At 36.8% G+C, this 20,882-nt stretch carries 14 protein-coding genes and 1 tRNA gene; 2 read left to right on the plus strand and 13 right to left on the minus strand.

Going from position 1 to position 20,882, the window contains the following annotated elements; genetic code table 11:
• Positions 1-9: 9 nt before the first annotated feature.
• The 12 genes from DKM50_10440 to DKM50_10495 form a co-directional block, all read right to left on the minus strand.
• Positions 10-1,347: a hypothetical protein gene (locus DKM50_10440; GenBank protein PZM78734.1), complete on the minus strand. Its 1,338-nt coding sequence runs from the start codon at positions 1,345-1,347 to the stop codon at positions 10-12.
• An 11-nt stretch (positions 1,348-1,358) separates the two neighbouring features.
• Positions 1,359-2,072: a hypothetical protein gene (locus DKM50_10445; protein PZM78735.1), complete on the minus strand. Its 714-nt coding sequence runs from the start codon at positions 2,070-2,072 to the stop codon at positions 1,359-1,361.
• Entirely contained in the window at positions 2,062-3,162 is a 1,101-nt protein-coding gene (locus tag DKM50_10450; protein ID PZM78736.1) for a hypothetical protein, read from the minus strand. Before DKM50_10450 ends, DKM50_10445 begins: the two co-directional genes overlap by 11 nt.
• A gap of 20 nt (positions 3,163-3,182) precedes the next feature.
• Entirely contained in the window at positions 3,183-5,843 is a 2,661-nt protein-coding gene (locus DKM50_10455) for a hypothetical protein (protein ID PZM78737.1), read from the minus strand.
• A 24-nt stretch (positions 5,844-5,867) separates the two neighbouring features.
• Positions 5,868-7,109 carry a hypothetical protein gene (locus DKM50_10460; GenBank protein PZM78738.1) on the minus strand — a complete coding sequence of 414 codons (1,242 nt, stop codon included), beginning with the start codon at positions 7,107-7,109 and terminating at the stop codon, positions 5,868-5,870.
• A 603-nt stretch (positions 7,110-7,712) separates the two neighbouring features.
• A tRNA-Pro gene (locus tag DKM50_10465) sits at positions 7,713-7,789 on the minus strand.
• A 32-nt stretch (positions 7,790-7,821) separates the two neighbouring features.
• Complete coding sequence (locus DKM50_10470) at positions 7,822-8,418, minus strand: non-canonical purine NTP pyrophosphatase (GenBank protein ID PZM78739.1); 597 nt, start codon at positions 8,416-8,418, stop codon at positions 7,822-7,824.
• Positions 8,415-9,683, minus strand: a complete 1,269-nt coding sequence (locus tag DKM50_10475) for a phosphoribosylamine--glycine ligase (protein PZM78740.1) — start codon at positions 9,681-9,683, stop codon at positions 8,415-8,417. The genes DKM50_10470 and DKM50_10475 overlap by 4 nt, the downstream gene beginning before the upstream one ends.
• A 178-nt stretch (positions 9,684-9,861) precedes the next feature.
• Positions 9,862-12,192: a hypothetical protein gene (locus DKM50_10480; protein ID PZM78741.1), complete on the minus strand. Its 2,331-nt coding sequence runs from the start codon at positions 12,190-12,192 to the stop codon at positions 9,862-9,864.
• Positions 12,193-12,487: 295 nt separating this feature from the next.
• Positions 12,488-16,294 (minus strand): hypothetical protein, encoded by a 3,807-nt coding sequence (locus DKM50_10485; protein ID PZM78742.1) that lies wholly within the window; start codon positions 16,292-16,294, stop codon positions 12,488-12,490.
• The gene (locus tag DKM50_10490) at positions 16,291-17,109 is read right to left on the minus strand and encodes a hypothetical protein (protein PZM78743.1); all 819 of its coding nucleotides are present in this window, start codon (positions 17,107-17,109) and stop codon (positions 16,291-16,293) included. The genes DKM50_10485 and DKM50_10490 overlap by 4 nt, the downstream gene beginning before the upstream one ends.
• 132 nt (positions 17,110-17,241) lie before the next feature.
• Complete coding sequence (locus DKM50_10495) at positions 17,242-17,916, minus strand: hypothetical protein (GenBank protein ID PZM78744.1); 675 nt, start codon at positions 17,914-17,916, stop codon at positions 17,242-17,244.
• A gap of 620 nt (positions 17,917-18,536) precedes the next feature.
• On the opposite strand from DKM50_10495, the gene DKM50_10500 reads away from it, so the two are divergent.
• Both DKM50_10500 and DKM50_10505 read left to right on the plus strand, forming a co-directional pair.
• Entirely contained in the window at positions 18,537-19,517 is a 981-nt protein-coding gene (locus DKM50_10500; protein PZM78745.1) for a hypothetical protein, read from the plus strand.
• Positions 19,518-19,931 (plus strand): hypothetical protein, encoded by a 414-nt coding sequence (locus DKM50_10505; protein PZM78746.1) that lies wholly within the window; start codon positions 19,518-19,520, stop codon positions 19,929-19,931.
• A gap of 122 nt (positions 19,932-20,053) precedes the next feature.
• On the opposite strand, the gene DKM50_10510 is transcribed toward DKM50_10505, so the two are convergent.
• Positions 20,054-20,881, minus strand: coding sequence for a hypothetical protein (locus DKM50_10510; protein ID PZM78747.1), 828 nt, complete (start codon positions 20,879-20,881; stop codon positions 20,054-20,056).
• Position 20,882 lies beyond the last annotated feature (1 nt).

Genomic DNA, 20,882 nt, shown 5'->3' on the forward strand with positions numbered 1-20,882 from the left:
ACGTAATACCTATTTTGCACATCTGAACCCTGTACAGCCACAAGGACTCGAAGGAGCTATTCCGGCCATAATGGAAAAAACCCCTGATTGTTCATTCATTTTGTGTTCTCCGCCTCTCAGCAAAGCGGCAGGGAAGCATTGTCCTTCCGCTTGATTAGAAGCTGATTTAACTTCACTAACACTATCGTTACCATAGGAAACTCCCGTATTAGGAAAAAATCCGGGATCATACTGACCTTTACCGATTCTTATCATTTTCAGGGTTTCTACTATCAATTTCTCTATATCCTTAAATTTTGGATCAATTTCTAATGTAAATGCTTTCATATCAGGCTGAAATCTACTCGATATCTTTCTGTTTTCATCGAGGTAATAATTCTTCTTTAATTCTTCCCAGATTTCTTCAGATTTAAACGAGGTTTTTTTTTCAATCTCATCAAAGGCATTTTTTTGTACTGGCCCCTGATAAAACATGCCATTACCCTGCATCCAGTCGCTTACCCATTCATTTACATTCCCCGCCATGCCAACACAGCCAAAGGTAGAAATTTCCTGAGCGGCTATAGTGTCCCAGGAGGCCGGAAGTTCCCCTCCCCGCCCTTTGCTTAACGCCGTGCCTGCTGCGCCGTCCTGCCATTCGCCGTTTGTCACCAGCCGCTTCCCTGCGTTAACTGCTGCCCTGCGAGCGACAAACCAGGTCATTCCGGTCGAACACTCAGCCCTTTGAGAAAAAGCCATCCAATATGGTGGCACATTCTGGCCATTACCCGCCAAAATCCCAAAATCATTATGATTATGATCATGTTGGCTGTCTTTTTTATTTTCGTTCCGCTGAATAAAATATGTCCCTTTTACGTCAGCACCTTTATAATCTGCACCCACATCAATTATCCGGCAGGAATACTTATCTATCCAAACGGTACCTACCTTCACCTGTATATCATCTTGCCCGCATCGGTATGCCGGCATATCCGGATTGTATTTGTTATTAATATGAGTTCCTGGCGGCAACTGATCCAGTTTGCCATGAAAAAAACCGACATTATTTCCTGTTACTATCCAGGAAACAGGATCTCCAGGATCAATTGTGCCCCGGCTGGCATCTATGACTTTATTATATTTCCAGGCCCTTTCTTCATCATCCCACCCTACCCATAGAGCATTAAACATTAGATAACTCTGTCCATTATTGCTAAAATCCGGCCATTGATATACCGGAACAGAGTTAGCATAATAGTTGGGTAACCGGTTATCAACCTGCTGAACCGCGGCTTCGCCGACAACTGAAAATACCATTAAAAAAAAGCATAGTGAAAGTATAATTCTGATCTTGTGATAAAATTGCATCATCGTCTCCCTTATAATAAAAATAAAATACCTAGCGCTAAAAACGTAAAAGCCATAACCAACTTAAACCAACCTATTTTTTCTGTCAAAAATCCGGAAAGCTTCCGGGAAGAAAGCCCGCTGTAAGTTAATAATCCGATTATGATTAAAGGAAAAACAAAAAATACGTTATAAACGAACAATAGCAATGTGCCCTTTATCGCAGAACCGGTTTTTATCATATACAGAATCGAAGGGAAATATATCTGTCCGGTACAGTTCAGCTCAAATATAGATACCAGGAAACCTAATACCAGTGAGGCAATCACGATATTTCCTGTCATGGTTTTCTCTCTGATTGCGTTTTTAATTCTTTTTTGTAAAAAGTCCGGTAACCGTAAGATGAACTTATTTTTTTTTGTAAATGCCAGATAAGCATCATAAAAAGAAAGGGCCGAACCAATGAATGCAAGACCTGCTATAACGCATTGAAAAAGCCTGGCAACAATAAAGTATGAACCGGTTTTATAAAGAAATTGAAATAAGCCAAACCCTATCAAAAAATAGGTAACAAACACTGCTATCGTAAATAATGCAAAAGAAAGCATCATTTCCTGTTTTCTCTGTCGTACTGACAGGTACGAGAGCAAAAAAATTACCGTACCAAATGCACACGGATTTATTCCGTCGATTAAACCTGCCATGCATATAGTAATAAAACTGAGATTAACCAAACTATTTAGCATCCTCTCTCATAATATGATCAAGCTGTCTCTCTATCTCAGTTTTACCTGCCAGTAACAGTCCATTAAAATATAGTGCCGGCAGATCAAGTTTATTTCCCATTATCTTCATATAAGTCTTATAATTATCAGGCTCTTCCAGAGGATAAAAAACAACCTCATAATGTTTATTATGAGCAGCTAATACCTGCGGGATCTTCTTTGTTCTTAGTTTGTGACAATAGGCACAATTACTGTTAGAAAATACATAAATAATATCCCTGGATAACCTTGTATCTTTTTGCTTTTCCTGACCTCTTAACTCTTTATAATATTCGAGCATCAGACCCTTAAGCTTTTTTGAGGCCATAAAACTGTCGGCAGGTATCATTTTCTGGGAGATGAGATTAACGGTCCCCTTCTCTATGCTAAAAACCATCTTTCCAAGGAATTGAGCATCTTTTCCTGCTGATACAAAATGTGTCTGCCCTACTGTAAAAGAATTCTGATACTCACTTTCACTGGAGACAATAATATCAATCCAAGGGAATTTCTTCGCGATTTCAATATTCTCTTTTTTAGAAAGCTGGGATAATAAAACTGTCAGGTCAGCTGATTTTTTTTGTACACTAAAGTGCCCTGACAAATACGTCTCGAATGCAGATTGCTTATCAGCAGCAACCCCGAGAATGATTATAGTGACTCCGGATTTCTTAACCGAAATGTATTTCTGGGTTTGTGCACCTGATTGAACAGAGGATACAAGAGGAAGTTCACGTACCTGGTTATCTGCCGGCACATCCAGGTTAATTGCATCATATTTAAATAAGTTCATAGCGGCTGCAACATACTTGTTTTTTGCACTATTATCAGGTAAAAAAGTTCCTCCGTTATCAACTATTACTAAATTAGGATTGCGTTCCCTTTCTTTTTCAACAAGAGGCAATAGCAACTCTAGTCCGCCATTCGCTTCTGTTGAACAATTACACGATTCTAATTTCCCGTTGATATTAGAGGTAAACAGCAGGGTAATAGTTTCTGCATTCAAAAAATTACAACTGCACATCGATAATACAGTAATAAGAAAAAAATAATTAATAATAATTCTACCCATCCGTACACCATGACCTCGAATTATTTACTGTTCTCGATACTAGCTATAACTTTTTCAGCATCAACAGAATCGCTTATCAATAGAGAACCTGGGACCCCTCCGGGCAGAGCATTACGAATGAACGCATCAATATCCTCCTGGCTTGCTTTACCGATATGGCCAAAACTCTTTTTGATTAACGTAACTATACCTTGCTTGCTTAGGTGTTTAGCAACTCCGACAACTTGTTCCTGTGCATCTATTACTTCAATATTAGTAATCGTTTTGCTCTTAAGCTCAATTACCTGATTGACCATATCACGCATACCTTCTGTCAGAATGCTCCTAATGTGCTCACTGTCAGTGTTATCAATATGAACAATCGCTGCTGCTGCTATATAGGGATCAACAACGGAAAAGATCTGACGGAGTGCGGTGTCGTCCAGCAGCAACAGATCTTCGAATAACAGGATCATATCTCTGATCTCTTCAAGTACATCCGGGAACCTTTCAGCCATAACCTTAGTAAGCTCAGTCTTGTCGTTGTCCCTTATCTGATTAAGAAGCCCAAGGACAACTTCTCTTCCACCAACAAGGCTTGATAGTTTCTCCCTTATACGCGTGTCCAGAAACTCTATCTCTTCTTTACTATATTGGTTACTATAAACCAAATATGAAAGTACTTCTGCTTGCTCTAAATGGCATAACTGAGACAGAATAATATTAGCCATAGACGGCGATAAATAAGATAAAATTATTGATATTTTTTCTAGATCGATTTGTCCCTGTTCATATTCTGACTTGAGCAAATTCCTTAGCTTAAAAATATTCCCTTCATTAACAAATGCAAAAAATCCGACAAATGAATTCGATGTCAAATCAATGGACGCTGCCGCTCCAATCGGTCCCGAACCAGCATCTTTCGATCCCTCGCTTGCTCCATATCCAGCCCCAAGAGTTAGCGCGCTTGACGAAGCTGCTCCAGATTTATCAGCCATTTTAGTCACACCATCGGAAACTACCGATAAAGATTTCCTGAATAAAACGCCTATCAATAAAATAACTACAATGATTGCAGCAGTATTAGCTATAGAAACATAATGGTTGATTCCTAATGCCAGCGACTTTTTAGATTGTGAATCCGAAAAATCCCCCGTTTGTGAGACACTCTTGTATTCTGCCCTAAACTTATCAACTATATTTTGTACGTCGAGAACAGTGTCCTTTCGAACTCTGTAAGCTATTTCTTCATTTTTCGATAGCCTGTCTTCCACCAACTTTAAATTTCGATTAAGTTCTTCCTGGATATTTTGATTATTATTAAAGAATTTATCTGCGACAGAAGACATAGATTCGTCACTAATTTTATCTTTAGTTATGAACAAATTTTTATTCATTTTTACCGGAAAATCAAAAAAACCATTCACAATACCAACGATTTTCTTCTCTTTATTACTATCGATATCAGTTGGCACAGTAATATATACATTTACATCTTTAATAAAATATTTGTCATATAAATTGGTCGATTGAATAGGAACACCAGGCAATAATGATTTTTCCTGAATTGGGGAAAACAGATCAATACCGATATCCAGCTTTAATAAAACAACGATATCTTTGATATTCAACTTTTTTCTGATAACATTTTGTAACCTGGTTTCCAATGTCTGTTCCAGTTCTGTTTGTTTTCCAATAAAAGCACGGTCCTGTTGTCTGCCCTCATGCTGAAGAAATTCTCTCACCAGTTTGTTATCAGGATCGATTTTCAGGACGTTATTCCAGTCTTGTCTTGCCTTATCAAAATTATCCAGCAAAAAATTAGCGGACCCTCTTCTCATTAACGCCGCTACATTTTTAGGGTCTACATCCAAAACTTCATTGCATTCTTTAACAGCATCATAAAACTTCCACTCGTTTATATATTTTAAGGCCCTTGCTAATTTCTCTTCAATTATTTCATCAAAATCATTCTGTTTGATAATATTGTGAACATCGTTTATTAAATCCTCAGATTTTTTTGTATTCAAGTATTTACTAACGCTATCATCCAATAATTTATTCTTGATAAAAACATTAGCCTCTCTCTTCGGAAATTTAAATTCGTTCTTGAATTTAGCGATTTTGTCACTAAATCTATCTGTATTTGACAGCATTTCAACCATTTTTCCCCGAGACAAATAGATCCTATCTTCTAACGGAGAAGATCCAGAGGCCAGATTGGCGCTACCGTTATAATAATTTTTTGGAAAAACCAACAATTTATTGATTATTTCAGCGGCTTCTTTTTCCTCGATGAATGACTTTGGATAAAATTTCTTATTGTCGGGAACACCAATTAATTTCAGATTAACAGCTCTGCATATAGCCGGAGCTGCACTATAGTCTTCAGGCACATCAACAAAAAAGTTGGAATACTTATAGTTATCATCTTTATCTGTTAAAGAAACGATAAATGTAATGAATTGGCTTTTATTGATTAAACGGTCTGAATTAAATAAATTACCTTTATTAGGGATGAGGAGCTTGTTTGTAACAAAATAATATATTTCTTTGGCATAAGGATCTTTTTCAGATATGTCTTTGAGAACAAACGTTTCCGATTTTTCGGCCTTCGTTACAACAACATCACCTATGGTAGCTTGAGCCATTATGAATATCAACGCTATTACAGCGATAATTGTCCGTTTTAATAACTTCAAACAATAATCCCCCTTATTTATTCTCTAATACTGATTTTCCAAAGAATTCTCTATAAATTTAAGCAATTCCATTATCGAGCGGTTTGCCGGCATATACTTTTCTGCATTTTTCGCTTCATTATAAGCATCCATGACCCTGTCAGCCTTCAACAATTCCCTGGCTTTCTGAATGTGCTCCCACGCTTGCTTTTCATCCGCCAGCGAATATGTTTTCAGTTTTAAAATATTATCCAATTTCTCTATTTGCTCTTTAATCTCGGCAGTAAGCTCTGCAATAGTTCCCGCGGAGCTATAAGATTGCCTGGATAAATTGTAAAAACCTCTTTCCTGGTACATAGAACCCTCAAGAATAAGTTTATCACACTCTTTCTTAATAACCTCTTTTTTATCGTCACCAAAGTTTAAAACCATAGAAAATTTCATCGTATCGCCTATGGTCTCTTGTTTACCTAACGCTAAATCGAACTTAAACATCAGATATTCTATACCTATGCCAAAAGTGAGTTCGTTATAATTAATCCCACTTCGAAGATAAAGCATATCCAACAGCTTGTATTCCGCCCCTAAATACCACTGATCAAAGGAATCTGTGATATCATAGGCAATTATCCAGTCATTATCAGCGTAACTAATGCCACCACGCCATACCATAGGGATAGTATCTGCAGTCATCGAAGGAGCATTATTCATCACATAAATATTATTAAGTACTGCGCCTATAGTCATTTTATCTAAAATCTTATAATTTAAGCCTAGATCAAAAACAAAAAAAGAATCAGAGCTAACATCCAACTCTCGATTAAACATTTTGAATCCAATACCGTAAGACAATTTATGATCAAATTGTTTGGCATAGCCAAGGCACAATGCACTACTCTTATCATTAAATGAACCTATATTATTGTTGTCTTTATCTGTTTTTATAAATCCGACTGAATCAGATAAATTGATTAGCCCTCCTCCATACGTTTCGTATAACCCGGGATAAACAAATGAGAGAACAGAATAAGAGTAAGCTTGGAACATTGAGGCTGACATAAAAAGGAAAGACATTTTTGGTACATCTACTAAACAAGCAGGATTGCGATAAACAGATGAAGCATCCTTACTATTTGTTACATACGTTCTCCCCATTGCAAAAGACCTTGCATCTGCTCCGTATGAGAATAAAGCTCCAGGCTGACCCGCATCAAGCGCTTGAGAACCGCCGACGAAAAAGATCAGGTTTAAAACAAAAAAAATAATTAGAAAGACACTTTTTAACATATATGTCCACTATCAGCTGCTTATCTACTTAAACCAATATGAAATTGATAATAAAATTATCGTTAAACTCATCACCTATCTTAATTTTATCAAAGATTTAACCAATCACACAAAAAAAGGCTTTATTATAACCCTTATTCTCGCCCCCAAATGAATCGATTTTTTCAAAATCCAGGGGTAAAGGCTTACATAAGCAGCTAATTATAACTGCTGTAAAAATCTATCGGGGAAATATGCCCAACGACTTGTATCGACTGATTATGGTTTATTGAGGACGGCACCTAGGAGATGTCTTTTTAAGTTTTAAGTGAGAATTAGTTTTATTGAATGTTAAAATTTTTAAAGCTAATAATTAGAAGAATAATTGAACTATTCTATAAGCTTTTGCCGAAGTAAAAATATAGTAATCATCGTCAAAACATTTTAATTTGAAAAGAATTATGTGGATTTAAGAAATAGATAATTATCGTTTTGATCTATCGAGAATCAAATGGATTTGGAGATATTCCCTACAAGCTGCCAATCATATTATATGGAAATAATAGAATTATTAAAATCTAAAGAAATAAATTTTAAGGATTAAACTTGCTTATACATTTAAAATGGTCGGGGCGACTGGATTTGAACCAGCGGCCCCCTGTTCCCAAAACAGGTGCGCTACCGAGCTGCGCCACGCCCCGAAAAAACATATTAAATGATAAGCCTAAACATTCTAGCTTATTGTCTTATATTTTTCAAGCAACATTTTTGCTTTAGTTAACGCTTGTCCTCTATGGCTTATTTTATTCTTTTCAGACAAATCTATTTGAGCTAACGTTTTGTCGAGAGGGGGATAATAAAAAATCGGATCATAGCCGAATCCGCCTTCACCATTTAGTTCATTAAGAATATAGCCTTCAACAGTTCCCTGAGCCAAGTCTAATTTATCACCACAAACAATAGCTATAACACAACGAAATCTAGCCGTACGCTTCTCCCATGGAACACCGGACATTAGGTCGATGATCTTCTTACACATCTCTTCACCTGAAGCACCCGGACCTGCAAAGCGAGCACTGAGAACCCCCGGCTTTCCTCCTAAAATATCAACTTCTAATCCGGAATCATCTGCGAGAGTTAATATCCCGGTTTGCTGCATGCACTCTCTAGCTTTTTTTATCGCATTTTCTTCAAATGTATTTCCATCTTCGATAGTTTCTGGAATTTCTGGGTAATCTAATAAAGATTCCAGCTCAAGACCGCTCCCTTCGAAAAAAGCACGGATTTCCATAGATTTATGATTATTTTTAGTAGCAATTAATAGCTTCACTTTAATCCTTTTGCACCAATATCTCGTCTATAATATGCACCAGCAAAAGAAATGTTCAAAATATCTGAATATACTTTATCAATCGCTTTATCTAATGTAGAAGCAAGAGCCACAATATTAAATACCCTTCCTCCATTAGTAACGACGTTGCCATTCTTAATTTCTGTTCCGGCATGAAAGGCAAAAGTATCCTGGATATTTTTAAATGTGTCTAGGCCATATACCTTCATTCCTTTTGCATAGTTTTCCGGATAACCTTGAGCGGCCATTACAACACCAACACTAAACTTTGTATCCCAAGATAATTTGATATCGGCAAGTTTATTCTCAATAATCGCATTAAACACTTCAGCTAAGTCGTTTTTCATTCTTGGCAAGACTACTTGTGTTTCGGGATCTCCAAATCTTACATTATACTCGATCACTTTTGGTCCATCTTTAGTAAGCATCAATCCGGCAAATAATATACCGCGAAATAAGATACCTTCTTTTCGTAACGCATCAATAGTAGGTTTAAGTATCGTTTCCTGTATTTCGGATTCAAGCTCGCTTGTCACGATAGGAACAGGGGAATACGCGCCCATTCCACCGGTATTGGGTCCTTCGTCATTGTCAAATATCCTTTTATGATCTTGAGCACTTGCCATAGGAAGAATAGTAATACCGTCACAAAAAGCCAGTATGGAGGTTTCCTCTCCCTGCAAAAATTCTTCAATAACAATATTGTTCCCAGCTTCCCCGAAAATCTTTTCTTCCATCATCTTATTCACAGCATCCAGGGCTTCTTCAACTGTCATTGCAACGGTAACACCCTTACCTGCAGCAGCTCCATCAGCCTTGACAACAATAGGGGCGCCTACTTGCTTAATATAAGATTTAGCAGAAGCAGCATCAGAAAACGATTCGAACTGAGCTGTCGGAATATTGTACTTTTTCAATATATTTTTACAGAACACTTTGCTACCTTCGAGCTGAGCTGCATCCTTATTTGGTCCAATTATATTCAAACCAGCAGCGTTAAAAGTGTCTACAATCCCGTTAATCAAAGGAATTTCAGGGCCTACAACAGTCAGATCAATGGCTTTCTCTTTAACAAAAGAAAGAAGAGCCTCAATATCATCTGCATTAATCGCTACGGCGTTCGCAATCTCTGAAGTTCCTGCGTTGCCGGGAGCACAATAAATTTCTTTTACAATAGGACTTTGAGCGAGCTTCCATACTATAGCGTGTTCTCGCCCGCCACTTCCTACAACCAGAACTCTCATCTAACATACCTCCTGCAATTTCAATTTGTATTAGATTTTCATAGAATCCAAAAATAGCTTGTTGGCTAGCTTAAAAAATCATTATTAAAGTCAACCGGCCCATAAATGAAAAAGATATAAAAAGGGGTTTGATTAATCAAACCCCATTAAAATGCTCTGATATATTGTAAATAGATTTTTATAATCCGGCAAGTGAAGAGTTTTTTGAGCTATCTTTAACTATCACTTTAAGTATCGTATTCGGATTCCCACTATTCTTAACTTTAGAGAAAAACTGCCCGGTTGGCTTTATATATAGAGACTTATTATTTACTGCCACTACAAGACCCTTATTTGCCATTCCTTGAACAATTATGTTCCCTTGAGAAAAGCTGACTATAATTTCTACTTCTTTATCATTGTTATCAATTGCAGTTATAACTATTTCTTTATCTTTTGCGTAATCTACTTTTGCAAATAACTTATAGCGTAAAGAATTTATACTGGTCTTTTTCCCATCAATAATAAGTCCCTTAATACCCTGGGCACTACCTTTAATTATTACTTTATTAGCTTTTGTCTTATATACTTCCAAAGAGATATTCTGAGTAATTATTGAGCTCTCAATGTTGACGACTTCCCTATTATTTAAATCAGCATTTGCCTCAGTATCGAATACCTTGTTTGTGCTAAGATACCTCGCCAATATAGTCGCAGCCTCTACTCTGTTAATCCTCTTATTCGGATTTAATGCGCCTTTTTCATCTCCACCAGCACCTAATGCTGAAATATATATTTTTATAAATTCATCATATTTATGAGGGATCAATACAGCATCTTTATAGGATATCTCAACATTTTCTTCGGCTTGGTAACCCTCTTTTTTCAACGCTTTCGCTATCGCAACTACCAACTCTAATTTTGTGAATGGTTTAGTCGGTTTAAATAACATAGCAGATTCACCATTAACTACACCTAAAGTTACAGCTTCCTGAATTATACCTGATGCCCAGTGACTAGAGCTTACATCGTTAAACCGGGTATTCGTCTTGTCGTTTGCTTTAATATTGATGTATTCAGTTGTTACATGAAGCTCTTTTGCTGTATTCATCTCTTCATACGGATTCTCTACCACAACTTTAACTTTATAAACTCCATCTTCTACAACTTTGTTTGATTTATCAGTGCCATCCCAAACTAATTTTTTTTCTGAAGTATTTACATCAAGTATAGTATTAATATTCTTTACTAAAACTCCATCTTTATTATAGATATCCACTCTTATTGGTATATGATTATTTTTTTCATCTTTATTCAATTTTATTGAGAACTCTGCATTTCCGGCTTTTTGTTTCAATTTTAGTGCTAGTAAAACTATTTTTGTAGCTTCAGATTTTTTAATGATTCCATTCGGATCATAGTTTCCATCAGGCCTGCCATTTACTACTCCTAAGCTAGCCATATCTTCTACAGCCTTCTTGCCCCAGTGATCTTCCATATCGGAAAACTTAACATCCAGCCCGGCAGGCTTAATTACTGTTGATGAGACGACATCCAATTTTACCATCTCGTCTTTTTGTGGAAGAGTTGCTCCAAGCCCAGTTGATTTATCAATGGATACGCTATCAAAGCTTAATCCGAAAGAGAAAGAATTATTATTCTCAAGCACTCCATCAGGAGATCCCATATATGCGTAATTAAAATTAAACACGTCATATTTGATTCCAGCTCCAAATGTTAACGCAGAATTGTTTAAGCCCCCACGAAATGACAATAAATTCTGATAATTGTATTCGACACCTAGTCCATACCCCATTTTACGATTATTGCGAAGCGTCGCATCATAAAGCAATGTAAAATCATTTATTTTCTGGGAAACTCCAATGGTAGCTTTAAAAGGGATAGTGTCAGTATTATTACTTTCGGTATCCCATCTCAGAGCCGGCTTTACTACATTTTGAAGATTAACGCCAACTTTCAGATCTTCAAACGGATTGTAAAGGAAGCCTATATCCATGCCAAAACCGGTTGCCTGTTTATTGTACATACTTTCATTGATATATTTGGTTGTTACTCCTAAGGCTAATGAAGGAAGAACGTTAACTCCATATCCGATCATAATCGCCTTAGCCCCATAATCAAAATTCTTGCCAGTTTCCGTAGCTCTAAACTGGCTGCCAATCTGGTCTAACGTTGTTTCTTTTATTCCTGCAACTCCAGCAGAAAAATACGTAATACCTAAACCTGCATTATCTCCAATTGGAATTACTCCGCCGAAATAAGTCTGGTCGACATCTCCATATAGTTTTGTGTACATTGAATCAAATTGGATGTTTTTTATTTGGGCAAGCCCTGCACTATTGTACATTGTTGCATGGGCGTCATTGCTGAGGGCTGTAAAGGCTCCTCCTAATGACTGAGGCCTTGCACCGGCACCCTTTTCGAGAAATGCGCCGGCATTTGAATAATCCTTCGCATAACCTACGTTTGCAAATGTGAGTAGTGTTAATATTAAAAGTAGCTTTTTCATTTTTTCTCCCCTATTTACAAACCTTTTTAAACATCTCTCTTACATAAATTTATCGTAAATAAAAAATGATTATTTCATATTTTTTAAATCAAAGTAACTATCCCACTATATGCGAAGGTAAAATAATAGTACATATACCATGATATTTTTCTTTTGGCAACATACCATAAACAAAACGACATATAATACTTTATCAATATTATATAGGTGGGGATAAACCAGATTTTTCATAAATAAAAACAAAAAGGCAGGTAAAACTACCTGCCTTTTTGTTTTTATTTTAAAATGTTAAATATTATTTCAAAACTGCTATCTTAACTTTTTCTTTTGTTTTATGCTTGCCGTCATCTATTATGAGATATCCGAGATAGACACCATTCGAAACAACTTCACCGAATTTATTTCTACCATTCCAAATTATCTCATTATATCCAGCTTGAGCTCCCGGTTCGTCTTTCGATGCTTCCATATTAAATAATAACTCACCACTAATTGAGTAAACCCTTAGTTCCGTATCCGCCGGCTGACTTAGGTAATAACTAATATAAGCACTTCCCTTGTTAGGATTAAAAGGATTCGGCGCAGATAAAAGTTTAGTTACCGTTTCCCCTGACACCAGGAAACTAACCTGAACTACTATGCTCGACGTCGATAAATCATTCGCCTGGACAAGAATAGAATATCTTCCCGGAGCAAGAGTTATAGCAGGATTGAAGACATATGATGCAGTAGCCACAATTGATGCTGTTGGGAATGCTACTATTCCTGATACAGTTACAATATCGTTCTTCCAATCTTGGATTAGCACATTGTAAGTTGTCAGGAAAACATCATCAACAAAACCAACCTTCACTTCTCGAACTTCATTCGAGATATAATCCCCAGTAACTACCACTTTATCGTTGACATAAAGATCTGAAGCTGATCGAGGACTGTCTACTATTGAGGTTATTACAAATGCCTGCGAATTATTAACAAGTTCATTACCGAAAATGTCTTTGATATTACGAATCTCTATCTTTGCAATACCAGTATTCATTAAATTGCCTATTTCTGTTTCTGCCACCCATACGGCATTCTTAACTCCGGAGGATTCCAATCTAACAGCAAACTGCTCGGTTACTCCTAAGATATCAACACACGTTATAATTGGAAGTGAAGTACTATCCACTCCTGTATCGTCAGAAACATTTATAGTTAGAGTCATAGTATTGCCGAAGGGGACCCTTCGATCCAATTTATCAAAACTCGTAGCAAATGCATTAATAGTCGGGGCCCTTAGCTCCGCTGCATATACTATAGATGCGAAGCTAATTACCGTCCCATTGTCACTACTAACGTACTGAGCAGTATGCCCAGCTAAATCAACTATACACGAAGTATCAAAATAAAGGTTTCCTGTACCAACTGCTAAGCTATAATCAATCGGAATAACTCCTCTTATTATATTATTAACAATATTCACGCTAGCAGCGTTAGCATATATCTTCTGATGGTCTTTTGACATCTCTAGCCAAATCTTAGGTTCAGAGTCCGCAGATATCACAACTATGCCTTTTTCGATAATAGGGATTACAAAGTGAATGCCGTTAGGACCAAGCTTCACAATGGAACCCGTTACGATTTCTTCCTCGAAAGCAGTCTTGGAAATAGATACCTTTTCTTTAGTAGATTTTGCTTTCGCAACTTTACTAAAGATGCTCCTAAATGTATCCTTCTTCGTAGCTACTGATAAGGCACTAATACCTGTGTTACTTGCAGCAATATCATCTGATGTGAAAATCAGGGTATCGGCACTGAATTGAGGTAACATCGGCGAAGTTTGATCTGTTTCAAAAGAGATATTATCAACAGTAAACCTATCTTTGCCCGCATTATAAACTTTAAATTGAAAAGCAAGTATATTTTTAATTAAATCTTCAATCGGAACTATATTTCCAAAATCCCCATTCAATCTAAAATCACTATAGGAAAGAACAACTCGATTAAACTGACCATTAATCCAAGTATCCGGGTCCATATGTTCTACAAAGAATGCTTCATAGTTGTTACCGAGCGTTAAATCATCATTTGCAAGAGCTACCGATACCTGACACATACTATCGTAATTTCCACTAACATATAAAGTTACAGTATCGTATTGGCTAAGATCAACTGCAACATTGCTGTTAGCAAATGGCCTGCTTACCATCATCCAATTCGCGTCATCAGTACTATTGTATGCGATATTTAGCCCTTTCGACCCATCAACACCATTATTGGATATCCAAGCATTTATTGTAGCTTCAGAAGAAGGAGAATCCGCTCCGGACCACCAGTATTCACCGTAAGATTCCATGTCAAATGATTGCATAAAGTTAAAGGTTGTTGGGATCGGCGGAGTGTTAGCATCATAATCAAATGACAGCTCATCGAAATATATGTTTCCAGCCCCACTACCATTAACTCGGAACTGAATTGTTTTTGCTTGAGCTAAGAGGTCTTTAACTGAAACAAGATTACCAAACAGCCCTTGAGGCATGAAGCTGCTTAGCGGGATCGATATTCTAGTAAAAGTAGAATTATTAACAGAATCCGTCACTACTTGACTTAAATCAACGAAATAGTTGTTATAACTAGTAACATCATCATTAGCGATGATCAATTTCAACCGACCGACTTCTTCTTTGTTGCCCTTTACATAGAGGTGCATCACATTATACATCGAAAGGTCGACGGTTGGAGTTACCGCAGTTCCTAGAGCTCGACCAATAATTGACCATGAACTGTCAGACGTATTGGAATAATTAATCTGGAATGACTTCATTGTCCCGTCGGCACCTTCATAGACAATATTATGATTGATAGTCGCGCCATAGGCTGCTGTATCCCACCACCAGTTGCTTCTGTCTTTCTCAAAATCGTATTTGCCAGCAAAATTCAAGTTCAGGGTCGGCACATACGGTGGATTCTGCGCAACATCGAACCCTAAGTTATCGACGATAAAGGAGCCTGAAACTTGCCCTTCTATCCTGAACTGTATTGCTTTTATATTACTTAATATTGTTCCAAAATCTATGGCGGTTTCCATACTATTCATCGGCCTAAAGTCACTGAACGGGATCACGACTTGATTATAACCATTGGCATTATAGCTGTCTTTATCGATACAATCATAAATATTTGCTCCATAGTTGTTGTATGAGGTAATCGTATCGTTCGCCAGTACCATCAAGATATTCTTGAACTGCTCGACGTCACCCTTTAGCGACACCGTTATTGATTTGTAATTATTCATTGCGACAATGTCGACATTTGGGTTACTACCATTTATGTCTGAGTTAGTAACTTGCCACCAATATTCGGTTTTATCCTCGATGTCGCTATACAAAGTAACATCTTTCAAATTAATACCAACAATTTTCCAGGCATCTTTACTTGCGAGATTGTAATCTACAGGCATCACAAAAGCAGGAATATACGGAGGATTTAGAGTTAAATTAAAATTAACTTCATCAACAGTAAAAGTACCTGAACCGGCACCTGTGTTTTTAAATTGTACTGCATTGGTATTTTTCAATAAATTAACAAAATCTGATATTCTACTTGCACCTGACGATGCTCTAAATGCATCAAAAGGTATTATTATCCTATTGAATAAGTTCGGATTGTAATTGCTCGGATTTATAAATGGATTGATTTTCGCTTCATAGTTACTACCTAGTGCATCATTTGCTAATACAAAAGATAGTTGCTGTAGACAATTAATGTCACCTTTAACATAAAAAGAAACCGACTCGTAAAGAGTCATATCGATCGTGCTACTCAGATTCTTGCCAACTATCGACCATGAATCATCAGAAGGATTCGTATACGTTATCTCCAGTGCTTTCTGAGTTGCTTCGGCACCACCAGCTACTATCGAGTGATTGATTGTTGCACCGGAGGAGGATGCATCCCACCAACTATCACGAGACTCAAAATTCAGAATACCGTTAAATACTTCGACAATACTAGCTTGAATTGCAATAAGCCCGTAATTCGCAGCAAAAACCTCGCTATTACAGGTAATAACGAGAAACAAGGCTAATAACAGTAATGACTTTATTTTTTTGCCAATCACAAATTCACCTCAAAGACTTTAGTTTCTGACTTAATTTTACTAGAAAGATACTCATATTGAGCGTTAATCTCCGCCAAATATTTTCCGTGATTAAAATCCTCGATGTTCGGTAACGTCATCTGGATTATCCTGTCGGCCTCAGGGAAAACAGGCCAATCTTTCGCAATTAAAAAAGTATCTTTTCCCTGATCATCAAGCAGGTACTTCCCGTCTGCCACACTCTTTAACCGTAAATATATTTCTGGTCTCATATGAACATTCCCATAATTTTTTAAAATAATTGTCGTACTGAGAGAAACATTGGTTGATGCTAAACCAGCTGCTTGCGTTGCCGCTATATTAAAACTAGTAACTCGTACATCCGTTTTTTTATTTTCTTCACTCATCATATATACTGGAACCCTTATCTCGCTAACATAAGGAGACCCTGGCGCCCGTTCGGTAAATGAAAGGTAGATCTTTTTCTCCCCAACAAAATCTGAAGGAGCACTTATAACAATAGTTTTTTTGACTGTCTTATTCGGAGAAACCTCAAGATCTACAAAAGAGTCGATTTGAACCCAAGATACTTCTTCTTCGGTGAATACGACCGATTGGTTTTGATCAAAGCGCCATGCAGTGATTCCATTATTCACGATAACATCGTCATCACAGTTATTTTTAATATAAAAACTAGTAGTCGTTGTCTCCCCAGGCAGGACTTCGACTTCTATCATCGAGGGATGGACACTTAATGCGTGAAGAGCAGAGGTGCTACACAAAAGAAAGATAGCACTAACTACTAAACAGGTACTTTTTGCACTAATGACTTTCATTAACTACTCCCTATATTTGCTATCAGTTTTTATTCAAACTTATTAAGTCCCCCGACAACTTAATAAGTTTGATTTTAAAGGTTTCAGGTATTCTCCGGCAAGAACCGGAGAATACCTGGCTAAAAATACCTATTATTGTGTTTGTAAACTATATTGTAAAACAGCTGTCCAGGTAGCCGGAGCTGTTGTTGCTGTAAAACCGAGTCGATACCAAGCTTTTATTGTGGTTTCTGTTAGCTGTTGTTCACCAGATGCAATTTGACGTGCAGAATCAGCAAGTGTAGCTGAACCTTTAGTCCACGTTGTCCCATCTGCCTTCCAGCATGGATCTTGTTGTGCTGCAACGCCAACTTTGTACCATGGCCAGTATTGACTATCCTTTACATTTAACCATGCAGCCGCAGCGGTGTTTGTTGGTAGAGTTGCGCTAACGGTTACACCAAGAGGTTGCTGTGATCCGGAATAATCAACTCCCATATTTCCAAGTGAGTAATCAACCAGACCATCGATTTTAACGTTTTCATCAGCATTTGTTGTAGCCGCAACGTGACTCGCATTCATAACGAATAGCTGCCATGATGATTTGTTTGTCGAATAAGCAATATTGGTTGCTGTTGTAACAATTATTGTAGTCGCATTGACTGTAAGGGCATTTAATGTAGGCGCCTGTCCCCCTGAAACAGTATTTACTTTCAATATTGTGGTATCGGCAACTGTTGCCTGAATACCAATCAAACCATAGTTTGCAGCGAAGGCTGCTGAACTCATAAGCATTAAAGCTAAAACCATAAATAGTATTTTTTTCATGTACTATTCCCACCTTTCAATATAATTATTTTAATAATTAAAATATATTTTCATACATCACAGTCGCGATTATCTAAAAACGTCAAGAATCTATTTCTCCAGCTAGCCCCTCCTTTCACATACCTTATCAAAATCAAGTAACAAAATACCATTACTATTAATATATCGTATCGTCATCAAAATGATTTCATTACATTTGCATTTTTTATTGCCAGTAATTATAGCAAAAACAAAACATTAAATCAAATACATATTTTATATTTATAATATTGCCATTGTTTACTTATATTTTTTAGCTATACTTATGATTGTTTTCTTTAACAAAAACATTTTATTACTTGTTAATTCTCAAGGATTAATAAAAGCATGAGGATACAACCATATTAATTTAGCGATACATATAATATATTTTTTTTTCAAAGGTAGCAATGACTAAATATTAATCTCTCCTTTCATTACTTACTATACCCGTGCATTATGTAGTTCAAACATAGATTTACATAACATTTTCATGTCGAATGTTGCGTTTCTGTGAAATATCCTTCATTTATAAATAATTTGACAGTTATTTCAATTTGTTTCATACTTTCTGTAAAATAATCGTAAATAGAGGTTCCACTGTGATAACGACTGTTACACTAAACCCGGCTTTAGATAAGATATATACGATATCTAATTTTACTATAAGTAAGCTCCACAGACTTGGTGATTTTTCCAGACTTTTTATGGATGGAGAAATCGACACAGTAATTTCTTCGCCGGGTGGAAAAGGTATAAATGTTGCTGTTTTCACCCAGCGAATGGGGATCAAAACCATGGCAATGGGCATTATCGGAGGACATGCCGGGAGATTACTGGAAGATCTGGTCATAAGAGAAGGCATTACGATTAATTGCATCTACGGGGCTGGAAATACAAGAACAAATCTTTCTATATTTGATACAAAAAGCAATACGCTAACCGTCATTAACGAGCCAGGAAACCCGATACTTGAAGAAGATCTTGATACTTTTCTAAAAAGATTCAGCCTGGTCGTTAGTTCTTCGCAATACATAATAATCTCAGGGAGTATTCCACCGGGGACCGACCCTGATTTCTATGCCAAACTTATCAATATTTCCAACGCAAAAAAGGTACCGGTTATCCTTAACACACTAAAAACACCGTTACTCAAAGGAATAGAAGCCGGACCAACAATTGTTTACCCTGACCTTCGAAGTGACTATACTTTTCTTGACCATAAAACTGAAACAAGAGAAGATTATTTTGATCTTGGACAGATAGTTCTTACAAAGCACAAAAACATTAAAATCGTCATCTTTTCGAAAATGACCAATGGACAGGTTTTCTACATCACGAGACAGGGCCAGTACGAAGTCACGTTCAACAATCTTAAAATAGCGAACCTTTTTGGTTTCGGCGACCAGCTTATTGGTGGTCTTACTTATGCTCTCGTCAATAACATGGAGATTGAAGATGCACTTAAATATGCCTCGGCTGCTGGCCTTACCAATGCTGAATCTCTATCGAAATTTGTTACAAATCCCAAAATTATCAATAATAATATTAACCGAGTTTCAATAATAAAAAGGGAGGGTTAAATGAAAGTTAAAAATTATATGACCAGGGATATTACCTCTGTACTTGAAGATACCTCGATGGAATACCTCATAAAAGTTCTCTTCCGACATAAGCGGTCCACAATTCCTGTAGTTAATAATGAAAATAAAGTAATTGGATCAGTCAGCACTACTAACATTTATGAAGCATTGCAACCAGGGCAAATCAATCATTCAGCTGATCTGGAAGACTTACTCCGTACTATGAAAGAAAAAAAAGTTTCTAATTATTTGCATACGGGACTTCCCATTGTTTATGAAAACGACGAAATAATCAAGGCAATCAATCTATTACTAAGAAATAATCTTGACGCAATATTTGTTGTGAATAATGAACATATTCTTACTGGGTTCATTAGCAGCATCGACTTACTTGCATCGATAATAAAACACTAGAATAAGCAAATAAGCTAAAAACACTCTTCTGCTATACTTGGAGATAATTGCGTAAATAAGGTCCCTTTTTCTCAACGACCTATTAGAAATTATTATTTTCATTAAAGCTATAAGCGAAATTCCTAAAATATTAAACTTCTACTAACAATCCATTCGGAAATATCTGAGTAGATGGTATCCCTATCAACTGGAACACTCAGGGCATGGAATTCCGGATACGAATTGATCTTTTTATCCAACACTTGCAATGATTGAAAAAAATTATTCGCAGTCTTATTATCGACCAAAAGATCATCATCGGCGAGCAAGAAAAACACTGGCGTCTTAATTTTCTTCTTCTTGAAAAGAACCTGCTTAGACATGAGAGCAAATTCCCCCCAAAATTTCGCGCTATACCAATATTCTTTCTCCCCAGTTTCATTGAGTGCGTCCAGATACCACTGATCTTTGGTAACCATAGACGTTTTGATTGGAAAACAAAAACTTTTTTGAGGACGGAGAAAATAATCCCTTATTATTGAAAGCTTCTTTATTATATTAAACGAAATATCGAAAAAGGGGGACAAGACAATCACTCCGGACAATAATGAAGGGAAAGCCTGTGCGAAGTACAAAGCGACAACTGCACCATACCCTTCTCCGCATAAAAAAATCGGGGTATCTTTGTATTTTTTTTTGTGTTCGTTAATTAAGAAATTAATTTTTTCAAAACTTGCTTCTATCTCATTGCTTCGGATAACTTCACGGTCATGACGGATATCCGGGGATAATATATCCGGCGCTACTCCATAGATACCATTATTACACAAATATTCTGCTAAGGCAGAGAACCTCGACGGTTTAGCATTAAAGTCCTGCAAAAAAATACAGGTCCCCTGGCTTTTCGTCGTAGGCCATTTTAGATAATTGATCCTGGGCTCTGAATGATCCCTATTATTTTCATTGTGCATA

It is taken from the genome of Candidatus Margulisiibacteriota bacterium, from assembly GCA_003242895.1.
In the GTDB taxonomy this organism is placed as follows: Bacteria; Margulisbacteria; Riflemargulisbacteria; order GWF2-39-127; family GWF2-39-127; genus GWF2-39-127.

Excerpts from the sequence above, each read along its gene's own strand:
- DKM50_10440 (PZM78734.1), bottom strand. The coding sequence starts at position 1,347 with ATGCAATTTTATCACAAGATCAGAATTATACTTTCACTATGCTTTTTT.
- DKM50_10445 (PZM78735.1), bottom strand. The coding sequence starts at position 2,072 with ATGCTAAATAGTTTGGTTAATCTCAGTTTTATTACTATATGCATGGCA.
- DKM50_10450 (PZM78736.1), bottom strand. The coding sequence starts at position 3,162 with ATGGGTAGAATTATTATTAATTATTTTTTTCTTATTACTGTATTATCG.
- DKM50_10460 (PZM78738.1), bottom strand. The coding sequence starts at position 7,109 with ATGTTAAAAAGTGTCTTTCTAATTATTTTTTTTGTTTTAAACCTGATC.
- DKM50_10475 (PZM78740.1), bottom strand. The coding sequence starts at position 9,683 with ATGAGAGTTCTGGTTGTAGGAAGTGGCGGGCGAGAACACGCTATAGTA.
- DKM50_10480 (PZM78741.1), bottom strand. The coding sequence starts at position 12,192 with ATGAAAAAGCTACTTTTAATATTAACACTACTCACATTTGCAAACGTA.
- DKM50_10490 (PZM78743.1), bottom strand. The coding sequence starts at position 17,109 with ATGAAAGTCATTAGTGCAAAAAGTACCTGTTTAGTAGTTAGTGCTATC.
- DKM50_10495 (PZM78744.1), bottom strand. The coding sequence starts at position 17,916 with ATGAAAAAAATACTATTTATGGTTTTAGCTTTAATGCTTATGAGTTCA.
- DKM50_10505 (PZM78746.1), top strand. The coding sequence starts at position 19,518 with ATGAAAGTTAAAAATTATATGACCAGGGATATTACCTCTGTACTTGAA.
- DKM50_10510 (PZM78747.1), bottom strand. The coding sequence starts at position 20,881 with ATGCACAATGAAAATAATAGGGATCATTCAGAGCCCAGGATCAATTAT.